Origin of the sequence: Streptomyces sp. M41(2017) (genome assembly GCF_002078175.1) — a bacterium.
GTDB lineage: Bacteria > Actinomycetota > Actinomycetes > Streptomycetales > Streptomycetaceae > Streptomyces.
This window is the reverse complement of the sequence record NZ_MWFK01000001.1, coordinates 5,229,167-5,253,708: the sequence shown is the minus strand read 5'-3', so window position 1 is coordinate 5,253,708 and position 24,542 is coordinate 5,229,167. Positions and strand designations below refer to the sequence as shown.

Annotated in this window: 19 protein-coding genes; 10 read left to right on the top strand and 9 right to left on the bottom strand. The window is 72.5% G+C overall.

Annotation, left to right across the window (positions count from 1 at the left end):
* Nucleotides 1-30: 30 nt before the first annotated feature.
* From B0675_RS22930 to B0675_RS22915, 4 genes are all read right to left on the bottom strand, one after another.
* Entirely contained in the window at nucleotides 31-2,016 is a 1,986-nt protein-coding gene (locus tag B0675_RS22930) for a TetM/TetW/TetO/TetS family tetracycline resistance ribosomal protection protein (protein WP_081220688.1), read from the bottom strand.
* Between the two features lie 203 nt (nucleotides 2,017-2,219).
* Complete coding sequence (locus B0675_RS22925; protein WP_081220687.1) at nucleotides 2,220-2,729, bottom strand: metallophosphoesterase; 510 nt, start codon at nucleotides 2,727-2,729, stop codon at nucleotides 2,220-2,222.
* 24 nt (nucleotides 2,730-2,753) lie between these two features.
* Nucleotides 2,754-5,186: a SpoIIE family protein phosphatase gene (locus tag B0675_RS22920; RefSeq protein ID WP_081220686.1), complete on the bottom strand. Its 2,433-nt coding sequence runs from the start codon at nucleotides 5,184-5,186 to the stop codon at nucleotides 2,754-2,756.
* 266 nt (nucleotides 5,187-5,452) lie between these two features.
* Complete coding sequence (locus tag B0675_RS22915; protein WP_179165347.1) at nucleotides 5,453-6,805, bottom strand: S1 family peptidase; 1,353 nt, start codon at nucleotides 6,803-6,805, stop codon at nucleotides 5,453-5,455.
* Between the two features lie 680 nt (nucleotides 6,806-7,485).
* Between B0675_RS22915 and B0675_RS22910 the strand changes: the two genes are divergently transcribed.
* The 4 genes from B0675_RS22910 (at nucleotide 7,486) to B0675_RS22895 (ending at nucleotide 13,660) form a co-directional block, all read left to right on the top strand.
* Nucleotides 7,486-7,701 carry a hypothetical protein gene (locus B0675_RS22910; RefSeq protein ID WP_081220685.1) on the top strand — a complete coding sequence of 72 codons (216 nt, stop codon included), beginning with the start codon at nucleotides 7,486-7,488 and terminating at the stop codon, nucleotides 7,699-7,701.
* Between the two features lie 103 nt (nucleotides 7,702-7,804).
* The gene (locus tag B0675_RS22905) at nucleotides 7,805-8,614 is read left to right on the top strand and encodes an HlyD family efflux transporter periplasmic adaptor subunit (protein WP_081220684.1); all 810 of its coding nucleotides are present in this window, start codon (nucleotides 7,805-7,807) and stop codon (nucleotides 8,612-8,614) included.
* On the top strand, nucleotides 8,611-10,830 hold the full coding sequence (locus B0675_RS22900; RefSeq protein ID WP_277625222.1) for an NHLP family bacteriocin export ABC transporter peptidase/permease/ATPase subunit: 2,220 nt from the start codon (nucleotides 8,611-8,613) through the stop codon (nucleotides 10,828-10,830). Before B0675_RS22905 ends, B0675_RS22900 begins: the two co-directional genes overlap by 4 nt.
* A 1-nt stretch (nucleotide 10,831) precedes the next feature.
* Nucleotides 10,832-13,660, top strand: coding sequence for an NHLP bacteriocin export ABC transporter permease/ATPase subunit (locus B0675_RS22895; RefSeq protein WP_081220683.1), 2,829 nt, complete (start codon nucleotides 10,832-10,834; stop codon nucleotides 13,658-13,660).
* A 4-nt stretch (nucleotides 13,661-13,664) separates the two neighbouring features.
* Here B0675_RS22895 and B0675_RS22890 read toward each other — a convergent pair whose 3' ends face one another.
* Nucleotides 13,665-14,201 carry an SRPBCC family protein gene (locus tag B0675_RS22890; protein WP_081220682.1) on the bottom strand — a complete coding sequence of 179 codons (537 nt, stop codon included), beginning with the start codon at nucleotides 14,199-14,201 and terminating at the stop codon, nucleotides 13,665-13,667.
* A gap of 6 nt (nucleotides 14,202-14,207) precedes the next feature.
* The gene (locus B0675_RS22885) at nucleotides 14,208-14,660 is read right to left on the bottom strand and encodes a metalloregulator ArsR/SmtB family transcription factor (RefSeq protein WP_241539840.1); all 453 of its coding nucleotides are present in this window, start codon (nucleotides 14,658-14,660) and stop codon (nucleotides 14,208-14,210) included.
* 187 nt (nucleotides 14,661-14,847) lie between these two features.
* Here B0675_RS22885 and B0675_RS22880 point away from each other — a divergent pair, with 187 nt between their 5' ends.
* Nucleotides 14,848-16,350 (top strand): MFS transporter, encoded by a 1,503-nt coding sequence (locus B0675_RS22880; RefSeq protein ID WP_081220681.1) that lies wholly within the window; start codon nucleotides 14,848-14,850, stop codon nucleotides 16,348-16,350.
* A gap of 22 nt (nucleotides 16,351-16,372) precedes the next feature.
* Here B0675_RS22880 and B0675_RS22875 read toward each other — a convergent pair whose 3' ends face one another.
* Both B0675_RS22875 and B0675_RS22870 read right to left on the bottom strand, forming a co-directional pair.
* Nucleotides 16,373-17,950 (bottom strand): bifunctional phosphatase PAP2/diacylglycerol kinase family protein, encoded by a 1,578-nt coding sequence (locus B0675_RS22875; protein ID WP_081220680.1) that lies wholly within the window; start codon nucleotides 17,948-17,950, stop codon nucleotides 16,373-16,375.
* A gap of 344 nt (nucleotides 17,951-18,294) precedes the next feature.
* A complete protein-coding gene (locus B0675_RS22870) occupies nucleotides 18,295-18,729 on the bottom strand; it encodes a protease inhibitor (RefSeq protein ID WP_081220679.1) in 435 nt (144 codons plus the stop codon).
* Nucleotides 18,730-19,083: 354 nt separating this feature from the next.
* Between B0675_RS22870 and B0675_RS22865 the strand changes: the two genes are divergently transcribed.
* The 3 genes from B0675_RS22865 to B0675_RS22855 all read left to right on the top strand — a co-directional run bounded on the left by B0675_RS22865 (nucleotide 19,084) and on the right by B0675_RS22855 (nucleotide 21,019).
* Complete coding sequence (locus B0675_RS22865) at nucleotides 19,084-19,635, top strand: hypothetical protein (RefSeq protein ID WP_081220678.1); 552 nt, start codon at nucleotides 19,084-19,086, stop codon at nucleotides 19,633-19,635.
* 84 nt (nucleotides 19,636-19,719) lie between these two features.
* A complete protein-coding gene (locus tag B0675_RS22860; RefSeq protein WP_081220677.1) occupies nucleotides 19,720-20,547 on the top strand; it encodes an LLM class F420-dependent oxidoreductase in 828 nt (275 codons plus the stop codon).
* Nucleotides 20,548-20,593: 46 nt separating this feature from the next.
* Complete coding sequence (locus B0675_RS22855) at nucleotides 20,594-21,019, top strand: TIGR03668 family PPOX class F420-dependent oxidoreductase (protein WP_081221951.1); 426 nt, start codon at nucleotides 20,594-20,596, stop codon at nucleotides 21,017-21,019.
* Between the two features lie 92 nt (nucleotides 21,020-21,111).
* Here the strand turns inward: B0675_RS22855 and B0675_RS22850 are convergent, their stop codons facing one another.
* Nucleotides 21,112-22,287, bottom strand: a complete 1,176-nt coding sequence (locus B0675_RS22850) for a PucR family transcriptional regulator (RefSeq protein WP_081220676.1) — start codon at nucleotides 22,285-22,287, stop codon at nucleotides 21,112-21,114.
* A gap of 113 nt (nucleotides 22,288-22,400) precedes the next feature.
* On the opposite strand from B0675_RS22850, the gene B0675_RS22845 reads away from it, so the two are divergent.
* Together B0675_RS22845 and B0675_RS22840 are read left to right on the top strand one after the other, a co-directional pair.
* Nucleotides 22,401-23,570, top strand: a complete 1,170-nt coding sequence (locus B0675_RS22845; RefSeq protein WP_081220675.1) for a lactate 2-monooxygenase — start codon at nucleotides 22,401-22,403, stop codon at nucleotides 23,568-23,570.
* Entirely contained in the window at nucleotides 23,567-24,541 is a 975-nt protein-coding gene (locus tag B0675_RS22840) for an NAD(P)-dependent oxidoreductase (protein ID WP_081220674.1), read from the top strand. The genes B0675_RS22845 and B0675_RS22840 overlap by 4 nt, the downstream gene beginning before the upstream one ends.
* The last annotated feature ends 1 nt before the right edge of the window (nucleotide 24,542 follow it).

Sequence of the window (24,542 nt, the reverse complement as noted above, 5' to 3'; positions counted from 1 at the left end):
GGCGGCCGGACCGCTCTGCTCCCCCGCTGGTCAGCCACTCGTCCTGCGCGTCACGTGCAGCAGATACTCCTTCCGGTCCAGCGGGTTCATGTCCGTCCGCGGGCGGTCCGGGATCGCGCCGTTCGCGACGGGCGCGTAGTGGTCGAAGGCGCATTCCAACTCGCCCTCGCCCCGCGTCAGTCCGGGGAGGAGCTGCTCCAGGCCATGTGTCTCCATGACGGGCAGGACCCCCTCCAGAACACAGGTGGCACCGAGCATCCGCGTGGTCTGCGGCACGGCACGCTGCCGGGCCAGCACCGGCAGCACGGCGGCCAGCGTGTCCGCGGGAGCCTCCAGCCGGAAGCGGTTCATCGGCTCGTTCACCCTGCTGCCGGCCGCCCGCAGGGCGTCCATCAGCACCAGCGGGGTGAGCCCACGGAAGTCGGCGCCCGTGCTGGACATGCTCTTGTCGAAGCGCTGGTGGGCGTGGCTCTGGCGCGGTGAGTACCCCGAGTGCGTCATGGTGACCGTGCAGTCGGTGACCTGCCAGCCGTGCACACCCTGCCCCAGCGTCTCCTGGACGGTGTCCTCGACCGCCTTGAAGAACGCGTAGGGCATCGAGCCGAGTTCGACCTCCAGCCGGAACGAGACACCCGATCCGACGGGCGCCGCGTCGACGCGCAGCCCGACGGTCGCGAGGAAGGGGTTGGCGTCCTTCTTGTTGAACTCGACCGCCGCGCCCGTGCCGACCGGCCGTTCGACGCAGAGCGGGGTCGTCTCGCGGAACACCACGTCGATGCCGAACTCGTCCTCCAGCGTCGCCTGGATGACCTCCTTCTGCACCTCGCCGTAGAGGGAGACGGAGACCTCCCCCCGCACGTCGTCCTGACGGAGGTCGATCAGCGGGTCCTGTTCGGCGAGTTGGGTGAGCGCGAGATGCAGTGCTCCCCTGTCACCCGGACGGCAGGGTGAGACCACCGTCTCCAGGGTCGGCGGCGCGAAGTGGTGTCCGTCGGCCGACGAGGTCCGTGGCGCGCCGAGGGTGTCACCGATCCGCACCGCGCCGAGCCCCCACAGCCGGGCGATGCGCCCGGCTGTCACGGACTCCGCCCGGACGTCCGACCCTCCGTCGAAGACGCTGATCCCGGTGACCTTCCCCTCCTCGCCGCCGTGGAGCGCGAGCCGGTCGCGGGTGCGCAGGGTGCCGGAGAACAGGCGCGCGTACGCGATCTTCTCCCCGGCGGCTCCGCGCTCCACCTTGAACACGGTTCCCGAGACGGGGCCATCGGCGTCCACCGTGGCCCCCGGGAGCAACTCCCGCACACCGGCGATCAGTTCGGGGACGCCGGCGCCGGTCGTCGCAGAGCCGAAGAAGACCGGGTGGACCTGGGCCGCCCCGGTCTGCGCGACGAGGGCGGAGCGCAGCCGGCCGTGCGACATGCGGTCCTCGACGTACGCGGCGAGGAGCTCCTCGTCGTGGTCGGCGAGCGGGTCGAGGAGGTGGGGGCGCAGCCGGGCGGCCGGGTACGGGGTGAAGTACGCGGCGCGGGTGCCCTGTTCCCCGACCTCGCCCATCGGGACGACCGCCGGGGTGAGCCGCTCGGCGATCCGCGCCAGGACTTCCGCACAGCGCGCGCCACGGCGGTCGATCTTGTTCACGAAGATCAGGGTCGGGATGCGCAGCCGCTGCAGGGTGCGCATGAGGACGCGGGTCTGGGCCTGTACGCCCTCCACGGCCGAGACGACGAGGACGGCGCCGTCGAGCACACCGAGGACCCGCTCCACCTCGGCGATGAAGTCGGGGTGTCCGGGCGTGTCGATGAGGTTGACGGTGGTGTCGTCGACCGCGAAGGAGACGACGGCGGATTTGATGGTGATGCCGCGCTGCCGCTCCAGTGCGGACGAGTCGGTCTGTGTGCTGCCGTCGTCGACGCTGCCGATCTCGTCGATGACGCCGACCGTGTGCAGGAGGCGCTCGGTCAGGCTCGTCTTACCGGCGTCTACGTGCGCGAGAATTCCCAGGTTCAGCAAGTGCACCGCGTGTCATGTCCTTCGAAATGGGAGTGATTCCTTCCTGGGGGGACATGAACGGTGCGCGCATGGGTGTGCTCCTCGATTCGGTGCCGGTGAACGCTTCCCTCCCACTCCAGCAGGCGGCACCGACCGACAGCAACGGATTTAACGCCCGCCCCGCGGTGGTCGGCGGCCGGCCGGGGACGAGGCAGGCGGCCGGCCGGGAGTCAGCCGGTGCGCGGGGGCAGCCGGTGCAGGGTCACGTCGGTGAGCCGGCTGTCGTCGGTCACCGTCGCGGTCATGTACGTGCAGTGCGGCTGCCGGCGCCGGTCGGTCGGCGAACCGGGGTTCAGCAGCCGCAGGCCCGCCGGCGCGGTGGTGTCCCAGGGGATGTGGCTGTGGCCGAACACCAGGACGTCGAGGTCGGGGAAGCGCTCCGCGCAGCGCCGTTCGCGGCCCTGGGCGGCGCCGGTCTCGTGGACGACGCCGAAGCGCAGGCCGCCCAGGTCGGCGCGGGCGATCTCCGGGAGGCGGGCCCGCAGCTCGGGGCCGTCGTTGTTGCCGTACACCCCGATCACCCGGCGGGAGCGGGCCTCCAGCAGGTCGAGGGTGGCGGTGTCGACCCAGTCCCCCGCGTGGATCACGACGTCGGCGAGCGGAAGGTCGGCGAGCAGCGGGTCGGGGAGTTCGCGGGCCCGCTTCGGCAGGTGGGTGTCGGACAGCAGCAGAAGGCGCACCCTCCCAGCGTGTCACCCGGGCCGTCAGTCCAGCGAGAGTTCGCTCCAGACCTGCTTGCCGCCGCTCACCGGGACCGTGCCCCAGGTGTCCGACATCGCCTCGACGAGGAGGATGCCGCGCCCGCCGGTGGCCTCCCAGCCGATGCTCGTCGGTTTGATCGGGGTGCGCGCCGAGTTGTCCGCGACGGCGATGCGCAGCCGGCGGTGGATGAGGGTGAGGTCGAGCCTGACCTGCCCGTCGGTGTGGACCAGGGCGTTGGTGACGAGTTCCGACACGATCAGCAGGGCGGCGTCCGTGTGGTCGGCGACGCCCCAGCTGCGCAGCGCCCGCCGGGTGTAGCGGCGGGCGTGCCGGACCGCCTCGGGGACCCGCCAGACGGTCCAGCTCTCCCGCAGCGGCAGGACGTCCATGCCGTCGAAGCGCATCAGGAGGAGGGCCACGTCGTCGGAGCGGTTGGCCTCCGTGAGCAGTTCGTCCGCCACCAGACCGAGGTGGGAGGGGTCGGAACCGGCCAGACCCGCCGCGAGCCGGTTCAGGCCGTCCTCGATGTCGATCTCGACGGACTCGACCAGGCCGTCCGTGGTCAGCGCCAGGATGGTGCCGGGCTGCAGCCGGAGCGGGCTCATGGGGAAGTCGGTCTGCCGGACGACACCGAGCGGTGGGCCCGGTTCGGACAGGGGGACCTCGGTTCTGCCGTCCGGGTGACGGAGCACGGGCGGGAGGTGTCCGGCGCGCACGTACCAGGCGGAGCCCTCCTCCATGTCGACGTCGACGTAGCAGCAGGTGGCGAAGAGGTCGGTCTCCAGATCCAGCAGGAGCCGGTTGGCCAGTGAGACCACCACGTCCGGCGGGTGCCCCTCGACGGCGTAGGCGCGCAAGGCGGTGCGCATCTGGCCCATGAGCGTGGCGGCCGAGGCGTTGTGTCCCTGGACGTCGCCGATGACGAGGGCGACGTGGTTGTCCGGCAGCGGGATGACGTCGTACCAGTCGCCGCCGACGTCGAGGCCGGAGGTGGTCGGCAGATAGCGGGCCACGGCGACCGCTCCGGGCAGCTTGGGCAGCCGGCGCGGGAGCAGGGTCCGCTGGAGCATGCCGATGAGTTCGTGCTCGGCGTCGAAGGCGTGGGCGCGCACCAGCGCCTGTCCGGCGAGGCCGGCGGAGGCGGTGAGCAGGGCGCGCTCGTCGGGGCCGAAGTCGTGCGGCGCGTCCCAGCCGATGAGACAGGCGCCCGCCATACGGCCGGCGGCGGGCAGCGGCAGGACGGCCAGCCCGCCGGGGCCGACGCCGGCGAGCGCCGGTTCCAGGGGGGCGCCCGCGGGCCAGATCGCCGGGCGTCCCTCGATGAGGGCGGCCTCGAGGGTGGGCATCGAGCGGACGGGGGCGTCGGGCCATTCCGAGCGCCATTCGGTGCGCCACAGTTCCGGCCAGGAATCCGGCTCGGGCGGGTCGAGGACGGTGACGACGAGGCGGTCGCCCTCCAGCTCGGCGAGGGCGATCCGGTCGGCCTGGAGGGGCCCTCGCAGGGCGTCGACGACCGCCTGGCCGACGTCACGGACGGTGCCGGCGGTGGCGAGGGCCGAGGCGAGCCGCTGGACGCGGGCCACGTCGTTCAGGCCGGAGCGCAGCTTGGAGGCGTCGGAGACCGTGCCGACGAGCCGGGCGGGGCGGCCCTCTCCCGAGGGAAGCAGTCGGGCGCGCAGCCGGAGCCATTGGTGTCCGCCGGAGGGCTGGAGGATGCGGAACTCCAGCTCGCGCTCGCCGAGGGACATGTGGTCCGGTTCGACCGCGGACATCAGCGAGGGCAGGTCCTCGGGCACGGTCATCGACAGGAGCGTCTCGACCTTGCCGTCGAAGTCCGCCGGGTCCAGTCCGAACAGGTCGAGGACCTCGTCGTCGACGTCGACGTGTCCGCTGTCCATGGAGAGCGTGAACGAGCTGGCGGGCAGGTCGTCCGCGTCGTCGGGCAGCGGGGTGGGCGGGCAGACCACGGCCTCGGCGAGCATCGCCAGGCAGGCCCGCTCCTCGGGGCCGAAGCCGCCGGGGCGCTCGGTGACGGCGACCATGCAGCCGTTGTCCCGCAGGGGCAGCACGGCCAGGGAGAAGTCCTGGGAGGGCAGCCGCCGGGCGTCGGCGCAGCGGGCCACCTCGTCCGGTCCGAGCCAGCTCGGGTTCCCGGTGCGCAGCACCTCGGCGGCGGGGGACGTGCCCGACAGGGGGTAGCTGTCCCGCAGGCCGTACAGCGTCCGGGGAACGCCCGCGGACTCGGCGAGATGGAGTTCGTCGCCGTCCGCGCTCGGGGCGTAGGCGGCGGCGACGGAGGCACCGCAGAAGACGAGTGCCTGTTCGAGCAGCCGGTGCAGCCGTTCGCGGGGGTCGAGGTCCGCGGTGAGCGTCTTCAGGGCGATTTCGGCGCGCGAGGTTCGCGTTTCGCGTTCCGTAGCGCCCTCACTGACCACGTCCGCAATTACAGCGCTTCCGGGGCTCCCGCGCAGCCCCTGTGACCGTTCCGAACGCGTCGGGCCTGCGAGGGGGCCTCACCCGCCGGCCTGGTCGAACACGTGCCGGACGGCATCGGGGGTGCCCTGCGCGGGCGTACGGCGGAGTGGTCCGGCCCTCCCGCCGGAGGGCCGGACCGTCCACCACCGGCCGGAATCCCTGTTCCCTTGGCCGGATCAGTGGCCCCGCGTCACCGGGGGCACCGGCGGCAGGGGGTTCAGCCGGGTCAGGGAGTGGTCACCATGCCCGAACCGTCGTCCATGCCGGAACCGGACTGGCCGTAGGCCGCGCCGCCCTGATCGTCGGCGTTCCCTTGGTCGTCGGCCGCGCCCTGGTCGTCGGCAGCGCCGCCGGCCTGGTCGTCCGCCGCTCCGCCGGCCTGGTCGTCCGCGCCGCCCGCCTGGTCACCGGCTCCGGCCTGGTCACCGGCGCCCGCGCTCGGGTCCGCCGCGCCGCCGGCGCCGGCGTCACCCGCTCCCAGCGTCGCGCCGACCGCCTGGAGGGCGGTGGTCACCGGCTGGAAGAAGGTCTCGCCGCCGACGGTGCAGTCACCGCTGCCGCCCGAGGTGAGGCCGATCGCGCTGCCGTCCTGGGTGAACAGGGAGCCGCCGCTGTCGCCGGGCTCGGCGCACACGTCGGTCTGGATGAGACCGGTGACCGTGCCCTCGGGGTAGTTCACGGTGGCGTCGAGGCCGGTGACGTTGCCGTCGTTCAGACCGGTGGTGCTGCCCATCCGGAAGACCTGCTGGCCCACGGCCGCGTCGGCCGCCTGGTTGATCTGGACGCTCTGCCCGTTGCCGACGTCGACCGCGCTGTTGGCCTGCGTCGCGGGGTCGTCGTACTTGACGAGGGCGAAGTCGCCGTCACCGGGGAAGGTCGCCTGGTCGACGGTGGCGATCGGCGCGCCGTCCTGCGCGTCCGACCACTGCTTGGCGGCAACCCCGCAGTGCCCCGCGGTGAGGAAGGCGGGGCTGCCGTCGCTCGCGGTGACGTTGAAGCCGAGGGAGCAGCGCGCGCCCCCGCCGAAGATGGCGTCGCCGCCGTCGACGAAGGTCTTGAAGGTGCCCGCCGACCTCTTGACGGTCGCCACCCCGGAACCGAGGTCCTTGACCGTCGAGGTGAGCGTGTTCCACTTGGAGCCCGTGACGGTGGAGTCCGCGGTCACGCGGATCTCGTTGGTCTTCGGGTCGACGGACCACGCCGTGCCGGGGATCGTCGCGTCCGTCCGCAGCGTCTTGGCGGCGGCCCGCAGGTCGGACGTGCTGTTCTGCACCTGGTGGGCGACGGCGCCGGCCTGCTCGATCCGGTTGACGACGTTGCTGTTGTTACCGACGACGTTGACGACGAGCTGCTTGTTCGCGGCGTCGTAGTACGACCCCGCGAAGGCGTCGCCCAGCTGGGAGGCGAGCTGCGCGGCGACGTCGGAGACGTCGGTCGCCTTGAACGTTCTGGGTGTGGCGTCGTCCCCGTTCGACTGCGAGGCATTGGCGTTGGGGAGCAGGAGAGCCGCTGCTCCGAGCGCTGCCACGCTGCCCACCGCGATCGCGGCCTTGCGCTTGGGTATCCGTTTGTGACTCAACTCTTGACCTCCTGGGGACGGGGCCGATGCCACCGTCCGGCGGCTGACTGGGGGCGCCTGGTTGCCCGTTGATACGCGAGTGTCGGGCGGGGTGTTCAACTGCCATTGCAAAGAGCCGGAGTTGGCGGGCCCATAGGGACGGATTGCGCGACAAACGGACCTTTCCGCCGCGCGGCCACCGTCGAGCGGGAGCGCCGGCCACCTTCCGCCCCGCGCGACGCCCCCCGCGACGCACCGCGTCGGGGCGGTGACCCTCCGTCGACGATCTGGAGCGGAATCCCGGATTCAGCGAATCTGCACATCCCGCACCCACCGGAGTCACGGCGTCCGGGGGATCTGCACACGCGCACGCCCCCCTCCGCGTCATTGGGCCGGACTGTCCCCTTCGGTGCGCGCGCGGCAACCCGAGGTGTGCGCCGATACCGCGCACGGTGTGAAGAACTCGCCGCAACGTGGTGTGGAGACCTGCACGCTTCCCCGCACTCGGCACTCAAGTTCCCAGGTGGGAGCCCTGGTTGATTGGAAGCGCGCGGCGCGCCCGTGCTTTGATCCGTTGCACCGCGGAGGTCGCAGCAATGCTCCCGGCAACGGGATCCGCACTCCTGCGGTGGCGGCCGCGTCTGTCCCCAGAGGGGGCCGCTCTCCCCCTTGTGAATATCCATATGAAGGGAAGTTCCATCATGAACTCCACCCCCCGTTTCCAGACCGCCGAGATCTCCGACGCCGACCTCGACAACGTCTCGGGCGGCCTCGCGCTGAACGCCGTGGGCACCGTCACCGACCTGGTCGACGGCGTCGTCCCGGTCTCGGGCGTCGTGGGCACGGTCGTCGGCACCGTCGAGGGTGCGACCGGCCTGAACACCGGCGCGGTCACCGGCCTGGTCGCCGGTCTCTGACCGGTCGCTGGATCGCGCTTCACACCGCGGAGTCCCGGAACCGCCCCCCGGTTCCGGGACTTCCGGGTGCCGTACGTCTCTCCAAACAGGTGAGGGAAGCTCCGTGCAGTTCCGTCAACAGGCCCTCGCCAAGCTCCAGTCGCCCGAGGAACTCGACCTCCCGGTGCGCTTCGCCCGCCCGCAGGGCTGGCTCGTGCTGTCCGTGACCGTCGTCGTCATGGCCGCCGCCTCCGTGTGGGCCGTGACCGGCACCGTCTCCTCCACCGTGAGCGCGCCCGCCGTCCTGACGCACGGCCAGGGCAGTTACCTCCTGCAGAGCCCCGTCGCCGGCCAGGTCACCTCCGTCGTCGCGAAGGAGGGTGAGCGGCTCCCCGCGAACGCCCCGGTGGTCGAGGTCCGCACCGCGCGGGGCACCACGACCGTGGTGCGCACGGTCGCCGCGGGCCGCGTCACCGCGCTCGCCGCCACCATCGGCGCGATCATCTCGACCGGCGCGAACGTGGCGTCCGTGGAGAAGGTCGCGCACGCCGACGACCCGCTGTACGCGACGGTCTACGTCCCCGCCGAGAGCGCCGCGGCCCTTCCCGCGAACGCCTCCGTCGACCTCTCCGTCCAGTCCGTGCCCGCCCAGCGGTACGGCGTGCTGCGCGGCCGTGTCGCGACCGTCGGACGCAGTGTGCAGACCCGGCAGCAGATCGCCGCCTACCTCGGTGACGACCAACTCGGCGAGCAGTTCAGCAAGAAGGGCAGACCCGTCGCCGTCCTGGTACGGCTCGACCGGTCGTCCGGCACCAGGAGCGGACTGAAGTGGTCCTCGTCCGACGGACCCCCCTTCCCGCTCACCTCGATGTCCCTCGCCACGGGTTCGATCCGGCTGGCCGACCAGCGCCCCGTCGATTGGCTCCTGCCGTGACCACCACCGACACCCGCGGCAGACGCCGTGCCGCGCCGCCCCGCCGCGCGGTGCCCAAGAGCCGCGTCCGGGCCGTGCGCACGCCCACGGTGCTCCAGATGGAGGCGGTCGAATGCGGCGCGGCCTCCCTCGCCATGGTGCTCGGGCACCACGGCCGGCACATCCCGCTCGAAGAACTGCGCATCGCGTGCGGTGTCTCGCGGGACGGCTCCCGGGCCAGCAACCTGCTGAAGGCGGCGCGCGGTTACGGCCTCACCGCCAAGGGCATGCAGATGGACACCGCCGCGCTCGCCGAGGTGCGGGCGCCCGCGATTTTGTTCTGGGAGTTCAACCACTACGTCGTGTACGACGGCATGGGCCGCCGGTTCGGACGGCGCGGCGTGCACATCAACGACCCGGGCAAGGGCCGCCGGTTCGTGCCCATGGAGGACTTCGACACCAGCTTCACCGGAGTCGTCCTGGTCATGGAGCCGGGCCCGGAGTTCCGCACCGGAGGCCGCAGGCCGGGCATCCTGGGCGCGATGCCGGCCCGCCTGCGCGGAACCTCCGGCACGATGCCCGCGGCCGTCCTCGCGAGTCTGCTGCTGGTGGCCGTCGGCGCGGCCGTACCGGCGCTCAGCCGGACGTACATCGACCAGTATCTGATCGGCGGTCAGAGTTCGCTGCTCGGCGTGCTGTTCGCGTCGATGGGTGCCTCCGTGCTGCTCACCGTCGTGCTCACCTGGCTGCAGCAGGCGAACCTGCTGCGGGGGCGCATCATCTCCTCGACGCTCTCCAGCGCCCGGTTCCTGCGCCATCTGCTGCGCCTGCCCGTCACGTTCTTCTCCCAGCGCAGCCCCGCGGACCTGGTGCAGCGCCTCCAGTCGAACGACGCGGTGGCCGAGACGCTGGCCCGCGACCTCGCGGCCGCCGGCGTCGACGCGATCGTCGTCGTCCTGTACGCCGTGCTGCTCTACTCCTACGACCCGCAGCTCACGGCCGTCGGGATCGGCGTGGCCCTGCTGAACGTGGTCGCCATGCGCGTGGTGATCCGGCTGCGCGCGACCCGCACCGCCAAGCTGCGTGCCGACACCGCCCGGCTGACCAACACCGCCTACACCGGGCTGCAGCTGATCGAGACGATGAAGGCGACGGGCGGCGAGGACGGCTACTTCCGCAAGTGGGCCGGACAGCACGCCACCACCCTGGAGGAGCAGCAGCGCCTCGGGGTGCCGAGCGCATGGCTGGGTGTCGTCGCCCCGACCCTCGCGACGCTCAACAGCGCGCTGATCCTGTGGATCGGCGGTCTGCGCGCGGTCGAGGGGCACATCTCCGTGGGGCTGCTGGTCGCCTTCCAGGCGCTCGTCACCCGCTTCACCGCGCCGCTCACCCGGCTGAACGGGGTCGCGGGCCGCATCCAGGACTTCGCCGCCGACGTGGCCCGGCTGAAGGACGTCGAGAACTTCCAGACGGACCCGCTGTACGCCCGGCCCGGCGACGGGGAGTCCACCCGGCGCCTGCAGGGCCATGTCGAGCTGGAGAACATCACGTTCGGCTACAGCCCGCTCGACAAGCCGCTGCTCAGCGGCTTCTCGCTGACCGTGGGCCCCGGCCGGCAGGTCGCGCTGGTCGGCGGGTCGGGCAGCGGCAAGTCGACCGTCTCCCGGCTGATCTCGGGCCTGTACGCGCCGTGGGAGGGCACGATCCGCATCGACGGACGGCTCCTGGAGGACATCCCGCGCGGCGCGCTGGCGTCGTCCGTGTCCTTCGTCGACCAGGACGTCTTCCTCTTCGAGGGGACCGTGCGGGACAACGTCGCGCTGTGGGACCCCTCCATCCCGGACGACGCGGTGGTCACCGCGCTGCGGGACGCGGCGCTCCACGACGTGGTGACGCGGCGCCCCGGCGGCATCCACAGCAGGGTCGAGCAGGACGGCCGCAACTTCTCCGGCGGGCAGCGTCAACGCCTGGAGATCGCGCGGGCGTTGGTCCGCAGGCCGAGCATCCTCGTCCTCGACGAGGTGACGAGCGCCCTCGACGCGGAGACCGAGCAGACGGTCATGGACAACCTGCGGCGGCGCGGCTGCGCCTGCGTGGTGATCGCCCATCGGCTCAGCACCGTGCGGGACAGCGACGAGATCGTCGTGCTCGAACACGGAACGGTCGTGGAACGCGGCCGGCACGACGCGCTGGTGGCCGCCGGCGGGCCCTACGCCACGCTGGTCAAGGAGCGATGAGATGACCACGGTTCACGAGGGTGTGCACGAAGGGGACCTCGTCCTCGGCGCGCTCGGCGGCATGGGCGCACCGGTGGACTGCGCCGGGCTCAACCGCCTCGATCTGGAAGGCCCGCAGGTCCTGTGGCTGGTCGCCGCGGGAGCGATGGACCTGTTCGCGGTGGACGCCGCGCAGCAGGGGCACTGGCACCACCTCGGCCGGCTGGAGGCGGGCTCGCTGCTGCTCGGTCCGGTCGCCGGCCCGCAGCACACCCTGGTCGGGCGCCCGTTGCGGGACTGCGTGGTGCGTCGCATCGCGCTGCGGGAGCTGTATCAGCAGGCCGACACGGCGACCTGGTCCTACGACGCGTACGGCAACGCGCAGTACGTGCCGCCGACGGAGAGCCCGTTGGAGTACGCCCTGGCTCTCGGGGCCGGGCGCAGTCTGTCCATCCTCTTCCAGGCGCCGATGGCCACGGAGAACGCGGCCGCGCTCACCGACGACGACGTGTTCTGGATGCGGGTGCCGCCGGGCAGTGTGCAGTACGGCTCGCTGTACGGGGCCGAGGCGGCGGCCGACCTGCTGATGGACCCGGCCGTCTGGCAGGGCATGGTCGACCAGCAGTACCGGCTGCTGTCCACCCTCGACCGCTGGATCGAGCAGGTGGAGGCCGGTCACGAGGACCGTACGGCGGCCGGCATCAGGGCCGGTGAGGCCGTCCGCGTGCAGGCCGACCGCACACTGCTCGCCTCGATCGGCAGGGCCTCCGACAAGCGCCCGACCGCGGCCGACGCGGACGCCACCCACGCCGCCTGCAAGCTGGTCGCCCGCGCGGCGGGGATCACCCTGGCCGGGCCGGCGCAGGGCGGCGCGGAGAGCGACCGCCTCGACCCGGTCGAGCGGATCGCGCTCGCCTCACGGGTCCGCACCCGCGCCGTACGCCTCGACGGGCGCTGGTGGCGGGACGACATCGGCCCGCTGGTCGGCCGTCGCGCCGTGTCCGGCGCCCCGGTCGCGCTGCTGTGGCGGCGCGGCGGGTACATCGCCGTCCATCCGTCGTCCGGACGGGAGACGCCGGTCGAGAAGGCCAACGCGGCCGAGTTCGAGCCGCGGGCCGTGATGTTCTACCGTCCGCTGCCCGAGCGGAGGCTGAGCCCGCTGCGACTGCTGCGTTTCTGCCTCGGGGGCACCGCGGGCGACCTGCGCAACCTCGCGATCAGCGGGCTGGTGACCGTCGCGATCGGCGCGCTGGTCCCGATCGCCACCGGCAGGGTGCTCGGCGAGTACGTGCCGAAGGCGCAGCACGGCCTCATCGTGCAGGTGTGTCTCGCGCTCATGATCACCAGTGTGGTGTCGGCGGCGTTCATGCTGCTGCAGAACCTCACCCTGCTGCGGATGGAGGGCCGCATCGAGGCGAGCCTGCAACCGGCCGTCTGGGACCGGCTGTTGCGGCTGCCGACGACGTTCTTCACCTCCCGCTCGACCGGTGAACTCGCCAGTGCCGCGATGGGCATCAGCGCCATCCGCCGGCTCCTCGCGGGCGTCGGTCCGACCCTCGCGCAGGCGGGCACCGTCGGTGCGATGAACCTGGGGCTGCTGTTCTGGTACAGCGTGCCGATGGCGCTCGCCGCGATCGGCATGCTCGTGGTCATCGCGGCGGTGTTCCTGGGGCTCGGTCTCTGGCAGGTGCGCTGGCAGCGCCGCCTGGTGGTGTTGAGCAACAAGCTCAACAACCAGGCGTTCCAGACCTTGCGCGGCCTGCCCAAGCTGCGGGTGGCGGCGGCCGAGAACTACGCGTACGCGGCCTGGGCGGGCGAGTTCGCCCGCAGCCGCGAGTTGCAGCAGCGGGTCGGCCGGATCAAGAACCTCACCACGGTGATGGGCGCGGTGTACCTGCCCCTGTGCTCGCTGCTGATGTTCATGCTGCTCGCGGGCCCCGCGCACGGTTCGCTGTCCGCGGCCGAGTTCCTCACCTTCAACACGTCGGTGACGATGCTGCTGACCTCGGTCACGCAGATCACCGGCGCGTTCGTCTCGGCGGCCGCCGCGCTGCCGATGTTCGAGGAGATCAGGCCCGTGCTCGACGCGACACCCGAGGTCAGGGTGGCGAGCACCCGGCCGGGCCTGCTGTCCGGCGGTATCGAGGCCCGCAGGCTGTCGTTCCGGTACGCCGACGACGGGCCGCTCGTCCTCGACGACGTGTCGTTCGCCGTCCGCCCCGGCGAGTTCGTGGCGGTGGTGGGCCCGAGCGGCTGCGGCAAGTCCACGCTGCTGCGCCTGCTGATCGGCTTCGACAGGCCGGTGTCGGGCAGCGTCCTGTACGACGGCCAGGACCTGGCGGCGCTCGACCAGTCCGCGGTGCGGCGCCAGTGCGGTGTGGTGCTCCAGCACGCCCAGCCGTTCACCGGGTCGATCCTGGACTGCATCTGCGGTACCGAGCCGTACACGCCGGAGGAGGCGATGGCCGCCGCGGAGATGGCGGGTCTCGCCGAGGACATCCGGCGGATGCCGATGGGCCTGCACACGCTCGTGTCGGGCAGCGGCGCGATCTCCGGCGGCCAGCGCCAGCGCCTCATGATCGCGCAGGCGTTGATCCGCCGGCCGCGCATCCTCTTCTTCGACGAGGCGACCAGCGCCCTCGACAACGAGACGCAGCGCACGGTGATCGAGAGCACCAAGGCGCTCAACGCCACCCGGGTCGTGATCGCGCACCGGCTGTCGACGGTGCTGGACGCGGACCGGGTCGTCGTGATGGAGGACGGCAGGGTCGCCCAGCAGGGCACGCCCGCGGAGCTGCTGGCGGACACGGGCGGGCGGCTGCACGAGCTCGTGCGCCGCCAACTCGCCTGAGCGATCAGTCCGTTCCGGGTACCGGGGCACCCGAGGGGACGCCTTCGGCGAGGTACCCGCGGTAGATCTCCTGCCAGCGTGCGAGCCCTCCGGCGTGCGGTCCGCCGGAGGGCTCGTCGCGCGTCAGCGCGTCGAGGGCGGCGAGGCAGACGTCCCAGCCGGCGCCGTTGCGGGCGGCCGTGTCCCGGGCGGCCAGCACGTTGGTGAGCGTGAAGCGGGTGCGCCCGCCGTCGAGGGCTTCGAGGTCGAAGTGCAGTTCGTCGTCGCCCCACGCGAAGGAGAGGTGGCGGTGGGGTTCGACGGCGAGGACGTGGCCCGTCGCCTCCGGCATGTGGGGATCGCCGCTGAACGTGACGGTGCCGCCGGGGCGCAGGTCCATGTCGGCGCGCGAGGGGAACCATGCGGCCAGTTCGTCGGGGTCGGTGACGAAGCGCCAGACCCGCTCGGCGGGGTGGTCGTAGGTGCGGGTGAACCGGACGGCGGGGCGGCCGTCGTCGAGGGTGAGGAACGTCCCGGTGGGGGCGGCGGGTTCTGCGGACATGACGGCTCAGTCCTTCGGAGAGGGGGCTGGGGGCGGTGTCGGTTCGCGTGGGGTCCCGGTCGGTGGGGTCCCGGTCGGTGGTGTCGCCTCGCCCGGCGGTGCCGGATCCGCCGGCGCTCCGGGCGGGGCCGACGGGGACGTGTCCTCGGGCTGCGCCTCGTCCAGGCGGCGGCCGAGCGTGTCCAGGCTCTCGTTCCACAGCGCGCGGTACGGGGCGAGCCAGGCGTCGAGGGCGGCGATCGGGGCGGGGTCGAGGGCGTAGACCCGGCGTTGCGCGTCCTGCCGTACCCGGACCAGCCCCGCGTCGCGCAGCACCCGCAGGTGCTTCGAGGTGCTCGGCTGACTCAGGCCGCAGGCCTCGACCAGTTCGCCGACGGCCCGTGGCCGCTCCAGCAGCAGGGCGACGATGGCCCGCCGGTGGGGGTCGGCGAGCGCGGCCCAGAGGGAGGCGTCGGACATGCTCACAATATGCCTCTGTCGTTATATGCCCGTCAAGGAATGAAGGGGCGACGGACGTCACACGGACCGGACTAGCGAAACGTTGCCGTTTCGCTCGACGCGGTCTAATGTCGAAACGTCGATGTGTACGAAACCGTTTCGTTTACGTGCACACAACGTCGAGCAACTTCCCTGGAGTGCTTCTCCCATGTCTCAGACCCTGACCGAAGGCACCGGCACGGGTGCCGCGGACGCGACGTCCGCAGCCACGTCGAAGCGGCGGTGGTGGATCCTCTCGATCATCGGGATCGCCCAGCTGATGGTGGTGCTCGACGCCACCATCGTGAACATCGCTCTTCCCTCCGCCCAGGCGGACCTCGGCTTCTCCGACGGCAACCGGCAGTGGATCGTCACCGCCTACTCCCTGGCCTTCGCCTCCCTGCTGCTGCTCGGCGGGCGCATCGCGGACCTGTTCGGACGCAAGCCCGCCTTCCTCGTCGGTGTCGCCGGGTTCGCCGGTGCCTCCGTGCTGGGCGGCGCCTCCACCAGCTTCGGGATGCTGGTCACCGCCCGCGCCCTGCAGGGTGTGTTCGGAGCGCTCCTCGCGCCCGCCGCCCTGTCCCTGCTGAACACGACGTTCACCGACGCCAAGGAGCGCGCCAAGGCGTTCAGCGTCTACGGCGCGATCGCCGGTGCCGGTGGCGCCGTGGGTCTGCTGCTCGGCGGTGTGCTGACCGACGCGCTCGACTGGCGCTGGACCCTGTTCGTCAACCTCGTCTTCGCGGTCGTCGCCTTCGCCGGCGGCTGGGTCCTGCTGAGCAACCACCGTGACGCGGCGGGCTCCAAGCTCGACCTGCCGGGCACGCTGCTGGTCTCCACCGGTCTGTTCGCCGTCGTCTTCGGTTTCTCCAACGCCGAGACGCACGACTGGAGTTCGCCCGCCACCTGGGGCTTCCTCCTCGCCGGCGCGCTGCTGCTGACCGCGTTCGTCTGGTGGCAGACCCGCGCCAAGCACCCGCTGCTGCCGATGCGCGTCCTGCTCGACCGCAACCGGGCCGCCTCGTTCCTCGCCGTGCTCATCACCGGCGCGGGCATGTTCGGTGTCTTCCTCTTCCTCACCTACTACCTCCAGCTGAACCTCGGCTTCAGCCCCACCAAGACGGGTGTGGCCTTCCTGCCGATGATGGCGACGCTGATGGTCATGGCGCAGGTCTCCACGACGATCCTGGTGCCCCGGATCGGGCCGAAGGCCGTCATCCCCGCCGGCTTCGCGGTGGCCGCGGTCGGTATGGCCTGGCTGACCGGGATCGGCATCGGCTCGTCCTTCTCGACCGACGTCCTGCCGCAGGTGCTCCTGATCGGCGCCGGACTCGGCATGGTGATGCCGCCCGCCATGTCGCTGGCCACCAGCGGCATCGCCGCCGAGGACGCGGGTGTCGCGTCCGCCACCGTCAACACCATGCAGCAGGTGGGCGGTTCGATCGGCACCGCGCTGCTGAACACGCTCGCCGCGAGTGCCGCGACCAGCTACCTGGTCGGCAAGGACGCGACGGACAAGCTGGTCCAGGCCCAGTCGACGATCGAGAGCTACACCACCGCGTTCTGGTGGTCGGCCGGCTTCTTCGCCGCCGGAGCGCTCATCGCGCTGGTGCTCTACACCCGCGGCAAGCCCGCCCAGGACCCGGAGGCCGCACCGGTCGTCCACATGTGATCGCGCCCTGAGCCGATCACCGTCAGGCCGAGGGGCCGCCGTCTGCAGGGAGACGGCGGCCCCTCATCGTCCGCCGGTGGCGCGCCGCGGCGGCGGCTCGGCGCGCCTGCGCGCGGACCTCGTCCAGGGGCCGGGTGGGCCGGTACACCACCAGGGCCCGGGGTTCCTTCTCCAGTCGCAACGCGGCCGCGCCGGGGGCGACTTCACCGTCGTACGCGAGTGTGTCCGTACCGGAGATCCCGGACAGCTCCACCCAGGGAACGTGCTCGGCGTCGTAGACCCGTGAGTGACGCAGCGCCCCCACGAGCGCGGAGGCGACGACCCGGGTCCGCGCGAGGCGGCGTTCCGCGGCGACCAGACGCAGGTCGAGGAGTCCGTCGTCCAGACGGGGCCGGTACGAGGGGGCGAAGCCCTCGGGGACGTACCGTCCGTTGCCCGCGAAGAGCAGCCACAGGCGGCGGGGCCGGCCGTTGAGCTCCAGCTCGATCGGTCGCGCGGTGCGCAGCACCCGGGCCAGGGCCATCGCGGCGGCCGGCCACTTGCCCCACCGTGGCTCCAAGTGCTCCCGGATGCGCACGAGTTCGGGGTAGAGCCCGATGCTGAAGGTGTTGAGGAACCGCAGGTCCCCTCCGGTGCCCGGGCGGGCCGCGCCGAGGTCGACCGCCACCGCCTCTCCCCCGCCCACCGCGACGGCGGTGGACTCGAAGTCGGGCACACCCACGTCGAGGGCGAAGTGGTTGAGGGTGCCGCCGGGGAAAACGGCCAGCGGCAGGCCGCGTTCGGCCGCCGCGCGGGCCGCGGCGTTCACACTGCCGTCGCCGCCGCAGACGCCCAGGGCGCCACCGGCCTCGGCGGCCCGGTCGGCGGCCTCGGTGAGCAGTGCCGCGAAGTCTCCGTCGGCACCGCGCTCGACCAGGTCCGCCTCGGGCAGGAGGTCACGCAGCCGGTCGGCGGGCGGCATCGCCGGCGCGGGCGCCCCGGCACCGGTGTGGCCGTTGACGAACACGACGAGCCCCCGGCCCAGCGGCAGGGCGGGTGCGGGCGCGACGGGCCGTTCCCGCTCCGGCACGGCGGCGCGTGGCGGCCACCAGCGGCAGGTGAGGAAGGCGGCACCCGCCCCGATGGCCACGCCGGCGAGCACGTCGCCGGGAAAGTGCACCCCCACGTAGACACGGGAGAAGGCGACGGCCGCGGCCACCGGCGCGACCACGGCGCCGTACCGCGTGGCCTCCAGGGCGACGCCGGTGGCGAAGGCCGCGGCGGAGGCGGAGTGCCCGGAGGGGAAGGAGGTGGTGTGCGGCTGACGTTCGAGGAGGCGGACCCGGGGGACGCCGTCCAGGAGCGGGCGGGGCCGTCGGGCGCTCCATTTCACCAGCGTGTTCACGGTCAGCGAGGCGAGCGCCAGGGAACCGAGGCCCCGCACCGCCGCACGGCGCGCGGTATGCCCTCCGACGACGGCGAGTCCGGCCGCGGTCCCGATCCACAGCCGCCCGTGGTCGGCCGCGTGACTGAGCCGCCGCAACGCCGGATCGGCGCCGGGGACCCCCGCCGCGGCGACCCGTGTGAACAGCCGCTGGTCCAGTTCGCCGAGTGCACCCATGGTCCACGGGTACGCCGTCCGGTCGCGGTCGGCATGCCGGGTGACTCGGACCGGTGAGGGCCTTGCGCCGTGCGGCGGTGCACGGCTGCCGCGGTGCGGCGGAACGTCCCCGCCCGCCGAGCGCCGCGAGGGGCGGGCGCCGCGGGCGGCGGAAGCCACGAGCGGCGGCGGACGGGCTGCGAGGAGCGGCGGGCGTCGGTGTCCGGACATGCCGAAGGCCGGCCGACAGCCCCACTCCGTCGGCCGACCCTCGGTGCGAAATCACATGGCACCCCCGCGACGGGGTCCGCACTCCCCAGCTACGGACCCCGGTCGTCGTCCACGGGGGCCACGCGATCCCGGTCTCAGAACGCGAAGACCGTCATCCCGTAGGAGCTCTTCACGCACTCGTTGGCGAAGGTGTGCTCGTAGGCCACGCGCTTGCCCTGCCAGACGCCGGCCACGGTCACCACGACAGGGTCGTACTGCCTGGTACAGAAGACGTCGTGTCTGGCGGTCAGTCCTTCCAGATCCCCCTTGATTCCCCGGAGTTCGGCACAGGCGTCGACGGCGGCCGGGTGCGTCCCGGAGGCCGTGGGCGCGCAGTTGAGGGTGACGGCGCGTTCCGGCGTGGCGTCGGTCGCGCTCTGGCCGTGGCCCGTGGTGAGCACCAGGGCGGAGGGGGCGTAGAGCCCGGACGGCGCGAGGCCGGGGGCCGCGGTGGCGGACCCCATGAGGGGTCCGCAGACGGCGGTGGCCGTCAGAGTGAGAGTCGCTGCCCAACGCGCGGTGTTCGGCATTGTGTGCATCCTTCCGCTCGATCGAATGCGATACCGGCTCGGTCGGTGCCGGTTCGGCGAGCGCGAGTCTGCCGAGTCCACACCGGAAACACACATCGACCCCATGCGTTTCGGTAACTTTGAGTATTGAAGTAGTGGCGTGAAGTTACGGAATTCGAACGCGTGAAGCCCATGCCTGTGCGGTTGTTGATCGTCGGCGACCACCCCCTGGCCTGATTGGCACGGCTCGGCAATAGGCCTGAAACATTCCGGTTCAGCCCGCGAGGCGCCTCGACTTCGCCCCGCCGCTTCCGCCCACAGCGGACTTCCGCGCCCGCGCTTGCCCCTCGTACGCAAGCGCGTAAGGCTGATTACATGATTACAACTGAGCAGAATGAGAAGGTGCGCGGCTGGTTCGCCGGCCGGCTGCCCGACGATCTCTTCGAGAGCCTCTCCGCGGTGACGGTCGACCGGGAGGAGATCACGGTCGTCGGCCGTATCCCCGAGCCGAAGCTCGTCGAAGGCGCCTCGGACGCGGAGAAGTCGGCGGCACTGACGTCCCGTGTCGAGGAGTTCCGCGAGCGCACCCGCGAGGCACGCGTGGCCGTGGCCCGGGAGGCGGAGCACCGCTTCCGCCGGAAGGTCTCCTGGGGTGTGGAGTGCGGTACCGAACGGGCTCTGTTCACGCACGTGGCCGCGCCGGTGATGACCCGGCTGCGCCAGCCGGAGCGCGAGGTGCTCGACACCCTCGTCGAGGCCGGGGTGGCCCGCAGCCGCAGCGACGCCCTCGCCTGGTGCGTGCGGCTCGTGCAGCGGAACACCGACGACTGGCTCGCCGACCTGCGGACCTCCCTGGAGCACGTGCGGCGGGTCCGCTCCCAGGGCCCGGACACGGCATCGGAGGGGACCTCCGGCGACGAGGAGTGAGCCGTCCGCCCCGGCCTTGAACGGCCTGCCGCGGGGTACCGCGTCACACTGGCAAGGGATGCCGACGAGACGAGGTGGTCGCCCATGAAGTTCGGAGTGTCGACGTTTCTCACGGACGAGGGGATCGGACCCGCCGCGCTGGGCCCGGCCCTGGAGGAGCGCGGGTTCGACGCGCTGCTGCTGGCGGAGCACTCGCACATTCCGGTCAGCCGGGAGACCCCCTACCCGGCCGGCGGTGAACTGCCGCGCGTGTACTACCGGACGCTGGACCCCTTCGTGGCGCTGGGCGCCGTCGCGGCCGTGACGAGTGAGCTGCTGCTGGGCACGGGTATCGCGCTCGTGGTCCAGCGCGACCCGATCAGCACGGCCAAGGAGGTCGCCTCCCTGGACCTCGTCTCCGGCGGACGCGCCGTGTTCGGGGTCGGCGCGGGCTGGAACCGTGAGGAGATGCGCAACCACGGAACGGATCCGACCCGCCGCGGCCGCCTCATGGACGAGCGAATCCGGGCCATGATCGAACTGTGGACGAAGGAACAGGCCGAGTTCCACGGCGAGTTCGTCGATTTCGACCCGGTCTTCCAGTGGCCCGAGCCCGTCCAGCGGCCGTATCCGCCGATCTGGGTCGGGGGCGACGGGGAGCACGCCTTCCGCCGGGTCGCCGAGTACGGCGCGGCCTGGATGCCGACCGGAGTTCCGGCCGATCAACTGGGCGACCGGATCGAACAGTTGAGGAAGGCGGCGGGAGACGGACCGGACGTGGTGGTGTACGCGGGCCGGCACGACCGCGAGACCCTCGACCGGTACGCGGAACTCGGCGTCGACCGCGTCCTGTTGTACCTCCCGACCCTGCCCGGGGACGAGACTTTGCGCACCCTCGACGACCTGGCCGCCGCCGTGTCCGCGCACCGCTGACGACGCCGGGCCCGCCGCCGGACGACAGGAGCCGACCGTGCCGGACATGGACGAGGACGAGGCGCGCCGCCGCTTCCTGGCGGCGCGGGTGGCCCGGCTCGCGACCGTCGACGCGCACGGGCGGCCCCATCTGGTGCCGCTCGTGTTCGCGGGGTGCGGCGGCGGCCTGGTGAGCGCCGTCGACCACAAACCCAAGCGGTCGCCGCTGCTGCGGCGGCTGCGCAACATCGCCGTGCATCCCGGTGTGTGTCTCCTCGTCGACCGCTACGACGAGGAGTGGGAGCGGCTGTGGTGGGTGCGGGTGGAGGGGGATGCGCGGGTGGTGGCGCCCGAGGATGCGGGGATCCGTCCCGCAGCGGTGGGCGCGCTGCGGGAGAAGTACCCCCAGTACCGGGACCGTCCTCCCGACGGTCCGGTCATCGCGATCACCGTCCACCGGTGGCGCGGCTGGCAGGCGACGGGAGCCGCCTGACCACGGGTTTTCCGCCCCTCCGCCCCTGCCCGTCCCGTTCCCGGAGGCGCTGTCCCCGCCCCCCGCTCCTCGATCGCCGGAGGGGCGGATTCTCAGCCGGCCGTTCGGGCGATGTCCAGGGTGAGGCGGTGCCAGGGGGTGCGCGGGTCGCGGCCCGTGAGGTCGTGGATGCGGCGCAGCCGGTACCGGAGGGACTGCGGATGCAGGTGCAGCACGCGGGCCGCCGCACTCGCGGACCCGGCGTCGAGGTACGCCGTCAACGCCTCCAGCAGATGCCCGCGACCGGCATCGGTGAGCGGCCCGAGCACCAGCCGGGCGATGTGGTCCGGCGACGCCGCGGGCCGCCCGGCCAGCAACGCGAGGACATGCGCGTCGGCGTCGCTGAGGACGTGCCCGGGCCGGTGGGCGTGGGCCGGTGCGGTGTCGAGCGCGTCGGCGGCGAGCCGGTGCGCGACGGCGACCCGGTCGAGGCTCTCACCGGTGACGGCGCACCCGCGCCAGGCCCGCTCCCCCAGCACCGCCCCCGCCCGGCCGGCCGCCGCGACCGGCAGCAGCAGGACGGCCCTCGGCCCCCGCACCGTCGCGAGGGAGGTCACCTCGCCGGCGACCGGAACCAGCGCGTCGAGCAGTGCCGACGCCGTGTCCTGGGCCAGGTCGGGCCGGTCCGGTGCGACGGGCTCGGCCACCAGCAGGCAGCAGGGGTCGGGGAGATGGATGCCGAGCCGGGCGGAGCGGTCGGTGAGCGCGCCCACCGAGGCGTGCCGTCCCGCGATCAGGTCGTCGAGCAGCAGCCGCAGCGCACGGTCCCGGTCACCGGACAGGTCGTCGCTGGTCGCGGCGTACGCGGTGGCCATCTCCTCGGAGAGGGTGTCCAGGGTGGCGAGCAGCATGCGGGCGAGCGCGAAGGCGTCGGATGCGGCGAGGAGAGGGGCACGCGCCGCCACCTCCGCGGTGAGCACGGTGCCCGCGACCCGGTAGGCACGCAGCACCGCCTGGACGGGCCGCCCGTCCGCCGCCCTGGCCGACGCGATGCCGCGGAAGCGCCGCAGATCGGCCGGGTCCAGGGCGCCGTCGGTGGCCCAGAGATGGAGGAGCCGCTCCAGGCCCCAGGCGGCGATGGCCCGCACCTCGGGAAGGCGCGTGTCGTCGAGCGCCGCGTACACCGGGACCTGCTCGTGGATCGCCGCGACGATCGCCTCCACGACGCGCGGGTCGGCGACCATGTCCTGCCGGACCCGCTCGCGGGCCTCGGACGGTTTGTTTGTCACAGGGTGATGATTCCAGGCGTGTGATGTGCGCACCACGGTGGACGGGACTTGTCACAGTCGCCAGGATCGACGTCGTACAGCGCGGTCTCAGGGACGAGAGGCGGGACGTACGGATGGCGAAGCACTGGGCCGATTTCCAGTACGAGATCTATCTGAACGGGATGACGGGGGCCGTACCGCGGCTGCCGACCGATCTGACGCGGCTGGAGGAGCTCACCGAGCAACGGCTCGGACCGGGCCCGGTCGGCTACGTGGCGGGCAGTGCCGGCAACGGCAGCACGGCGCGGGCCAACCGGGAGGCGCTCGACCGGCGCCGGATCGTGCCGCGCATGCTGCGTGACGTCCATGAACGCGACCTGGCCGTCGAGGTGTTGGGGCGTGCGCTGCCCGCCCCGATGGCGCTCGCCCCGGTCGGCGTGCTGTCGATCATGCACCCGGACGCGGAGACCGCCGCGGCCCGGGCGGCGGCCGCGCAGGGCGTGCCCTACATCCTGTCCTCCGCGTCCAGCACCCCCATGGAGCAGGTCGCCGAGGCGATGGGGGACGCCGAGCGCTGGTTCCAGCTGTACTGGGCGAAGGACCGCGAGGTCACCCGCAGTTTCCTGGAGCGGGCGAAGGCGGCCGGGTTCACCGCCCTGTTCGTCACGCTCGACACCCCGCTGCTGGCGTGGCGGCCACGCGATCTGGACCAGGCGTATCTGCCGTTCCTGCACGGCGTGGGTACCGCCAACTACTTCTCGGACCCCGCGTTCCAGGCCGGTCTGGCCAAGCCGGTGCACGAGGACCCGAACGCGGCCGTGATGCACTTCGTGAGCATGTTCGCGGACCCCGGGAAGACCTGGCCCGACCTCGCGTTCCTCCGGGAGAACTGGGACGGGCCGATCGTCCTCAAGGGCGTCCTGCACCCGAACGACGCCCGGCGTGCCGCCGAGGCCGGGATGGACGGCGTGGTGGTCTCCAACCACGGCGGCCGGCAGGTGGCCGGGTCGGTGGCGGCCGCCGACGCCCTGCCCCGCGTGGTGGACGCGGTGGGCAAGCGGATGACCGTCCTCTTCGACAGCGGGATCCGCACGGGCGACGACATCTTCAAGGCGCTGGCGCTCGGCGCCCGGGCGGTGCTCGTCGGACGGCCGTACGCGTACGGACTGGGCCTCGACGGGCAGGCCGGTGTCGAGCACGTGGTCCGCTGCCTGCTCGCCGAGTTCGACCTCACCCTCGCCCTGTCCGGGCACGCCCGCCCCGGCACCCTCGGCCCCGACGACCTGATCGAGGAAACCGCATGACCGTCACGAAGAACGTCCTGGCCGTCGTCTCCCCGCACGTCGGCGGCCGTACGGCGGGGGCCGCGCTCGCCACCCTCTTCCCCGGCGAGGTGCGGGTCACCGTCGTGGAGTCGACGGACGAGGACCCGGCGGCGCTGCGCGCGGCACACGTCATCATCACGGGCCTGGGTCCGGTGACCGCCGAGCACATCGCCGCCGCACCGGACCTGGAACTGGTGCAGTGCGCGAGTCACGGCTTCGACTACGTCGACCTCGACGCCGCGCGCGGACGGGGCGTGCCGGTGTGCAACATCGGCTCCAGCGGGGCCGAGAAGCAGAACGTGGCCGAGCAGACCTTCGCCCTCATGCTCGCTCTCGCCAAGCAACTGGTGCCCGCCCACACGGCGTTGACCGAGGCGGACTGGGCGCTGCCGCGGCTCCAGCAGTCGATCACCGAGCTTTCCGGGAAGACGCTCGGCATCATCGGACTCGGCCACATCGGCGAGGAGGTCGCCCGGCGGGCCGTCGCCTTCGACATGAGCGTGGTCTACGCCGGTCCGAAGCCGGTCCCCGCCGAGACGGAGGCCCGGCTCGGCGCCCGCCACGTCGAACTCGACGAACTGCTGCGCACGTCGGACTACGTGAGCCTGCACGCGCCGCTCACCGACGCGACCCGGCATCTGCTGAACGCGGAGCGGCTCGCGCTCCTCAAGCCGACCGCGTTCGTCGTCAACACCGCGCGGGGCGCCCTGATCGACCAGGACGCCCTCGCGGACGCGCTGCACGCGGGCGCCCTGGCCGGTGCCGGACTCGACGTCTTCGACCCCGAACCGCCCACTCCCGCCCTGCGGTTGCTCAGGGCGCCGAACGTGGTGCTCTCGCCGCACGTCGCGGGTGTCACCCGGGAGACGCTGGTACGGATCGCGCTGGCCGCCGTGCAGAACGCCGCGGACTTCGTGGCGGGCAGGACGCCGCGGGACGTCGTCTCCTAGG

Coding starts and splice junctions, on each gene's coding strand:
- B0675_RS22840 (WP_081220674.1), top strand. CDS start 23,567: ATGACCGTCACGAAGAACGTCCTGGCCGTCGTCTCCCCGCACGTCGGC.
- B0675_RS22895 (WP_081220683.1), top strand. CDS start 10,832: ATGACCACGGTTCACGAGGGTGTGCACGAAGGGGACCTCGTCCTCGGC.
- B0675_RS22860 (WP_081220677.1), top strand. CDS start 19,720: ATGAAGTTCGGAGTGTCGACGTTTCTCACGGACGAGGGGATCGGACCC.
- B0675_RS22890 (WP_081220682.1), bottom strand. CDS start 14,201: ATGTCCGCAGAACCCGCCGCCCCCACCGGGACGTTCCTCACCCTCGAC.
- B0675_RS22865 (WP_081220678.1), top strand. CDS start 19,084: ATGATTACAACTGAGCAGAATGAGAAGGTGCGCGGCTGGTTCGCCGGC.
- B0675_RS22910 (WP_081220685.1), top strand. CDS start 7,486: ATGAACTCCACCCCCCGTTTCCAGACCGCCGAGATCTCCGACGCCGAC.
- B0675_RS22855 (WP_081221951.1), top strand. CDS start 20,594: ATGGACGAGGACGAGGCGCGCCGCCGCTTCCTGGCGGCGCGGGTGGCC.
- B0675_RS22870 (WP_081220679.1), bottom strand. CDS start 18,729: ATGCCGAACACCGCGCGTTGGGCAGCGACTCTCACTCTGACGGCCACC.
- B0675_RS22885 (WP_241539840.1), bottom strand. CDS start 14,660: ATGTCCGACGCCTCCCTCTGGGCCGCGCTCGCCGACCCCCACCGGCGG.
- B0675_RS22880 (WP_081220681.1), top strand. CDS start 14,848: ATGTCTCAGACCCTGACCGAAGGCACCGGCACGGGTGCCGCGGACGCG.
- B0675_RS22875 (WP_081220680.1), bottom strand. CDS start 17,950: ATGGGTGCACTCGGCGAACTGGACCAGCGGCTGTTCACACGGGTCGCC.
- B0675_RS22845 (WP_081220675.1), top strand. CDS start 22,401: ATGGCGAAGCACTGGGCCGATTTCCAGTACGAGATCTATCTGAACGGG.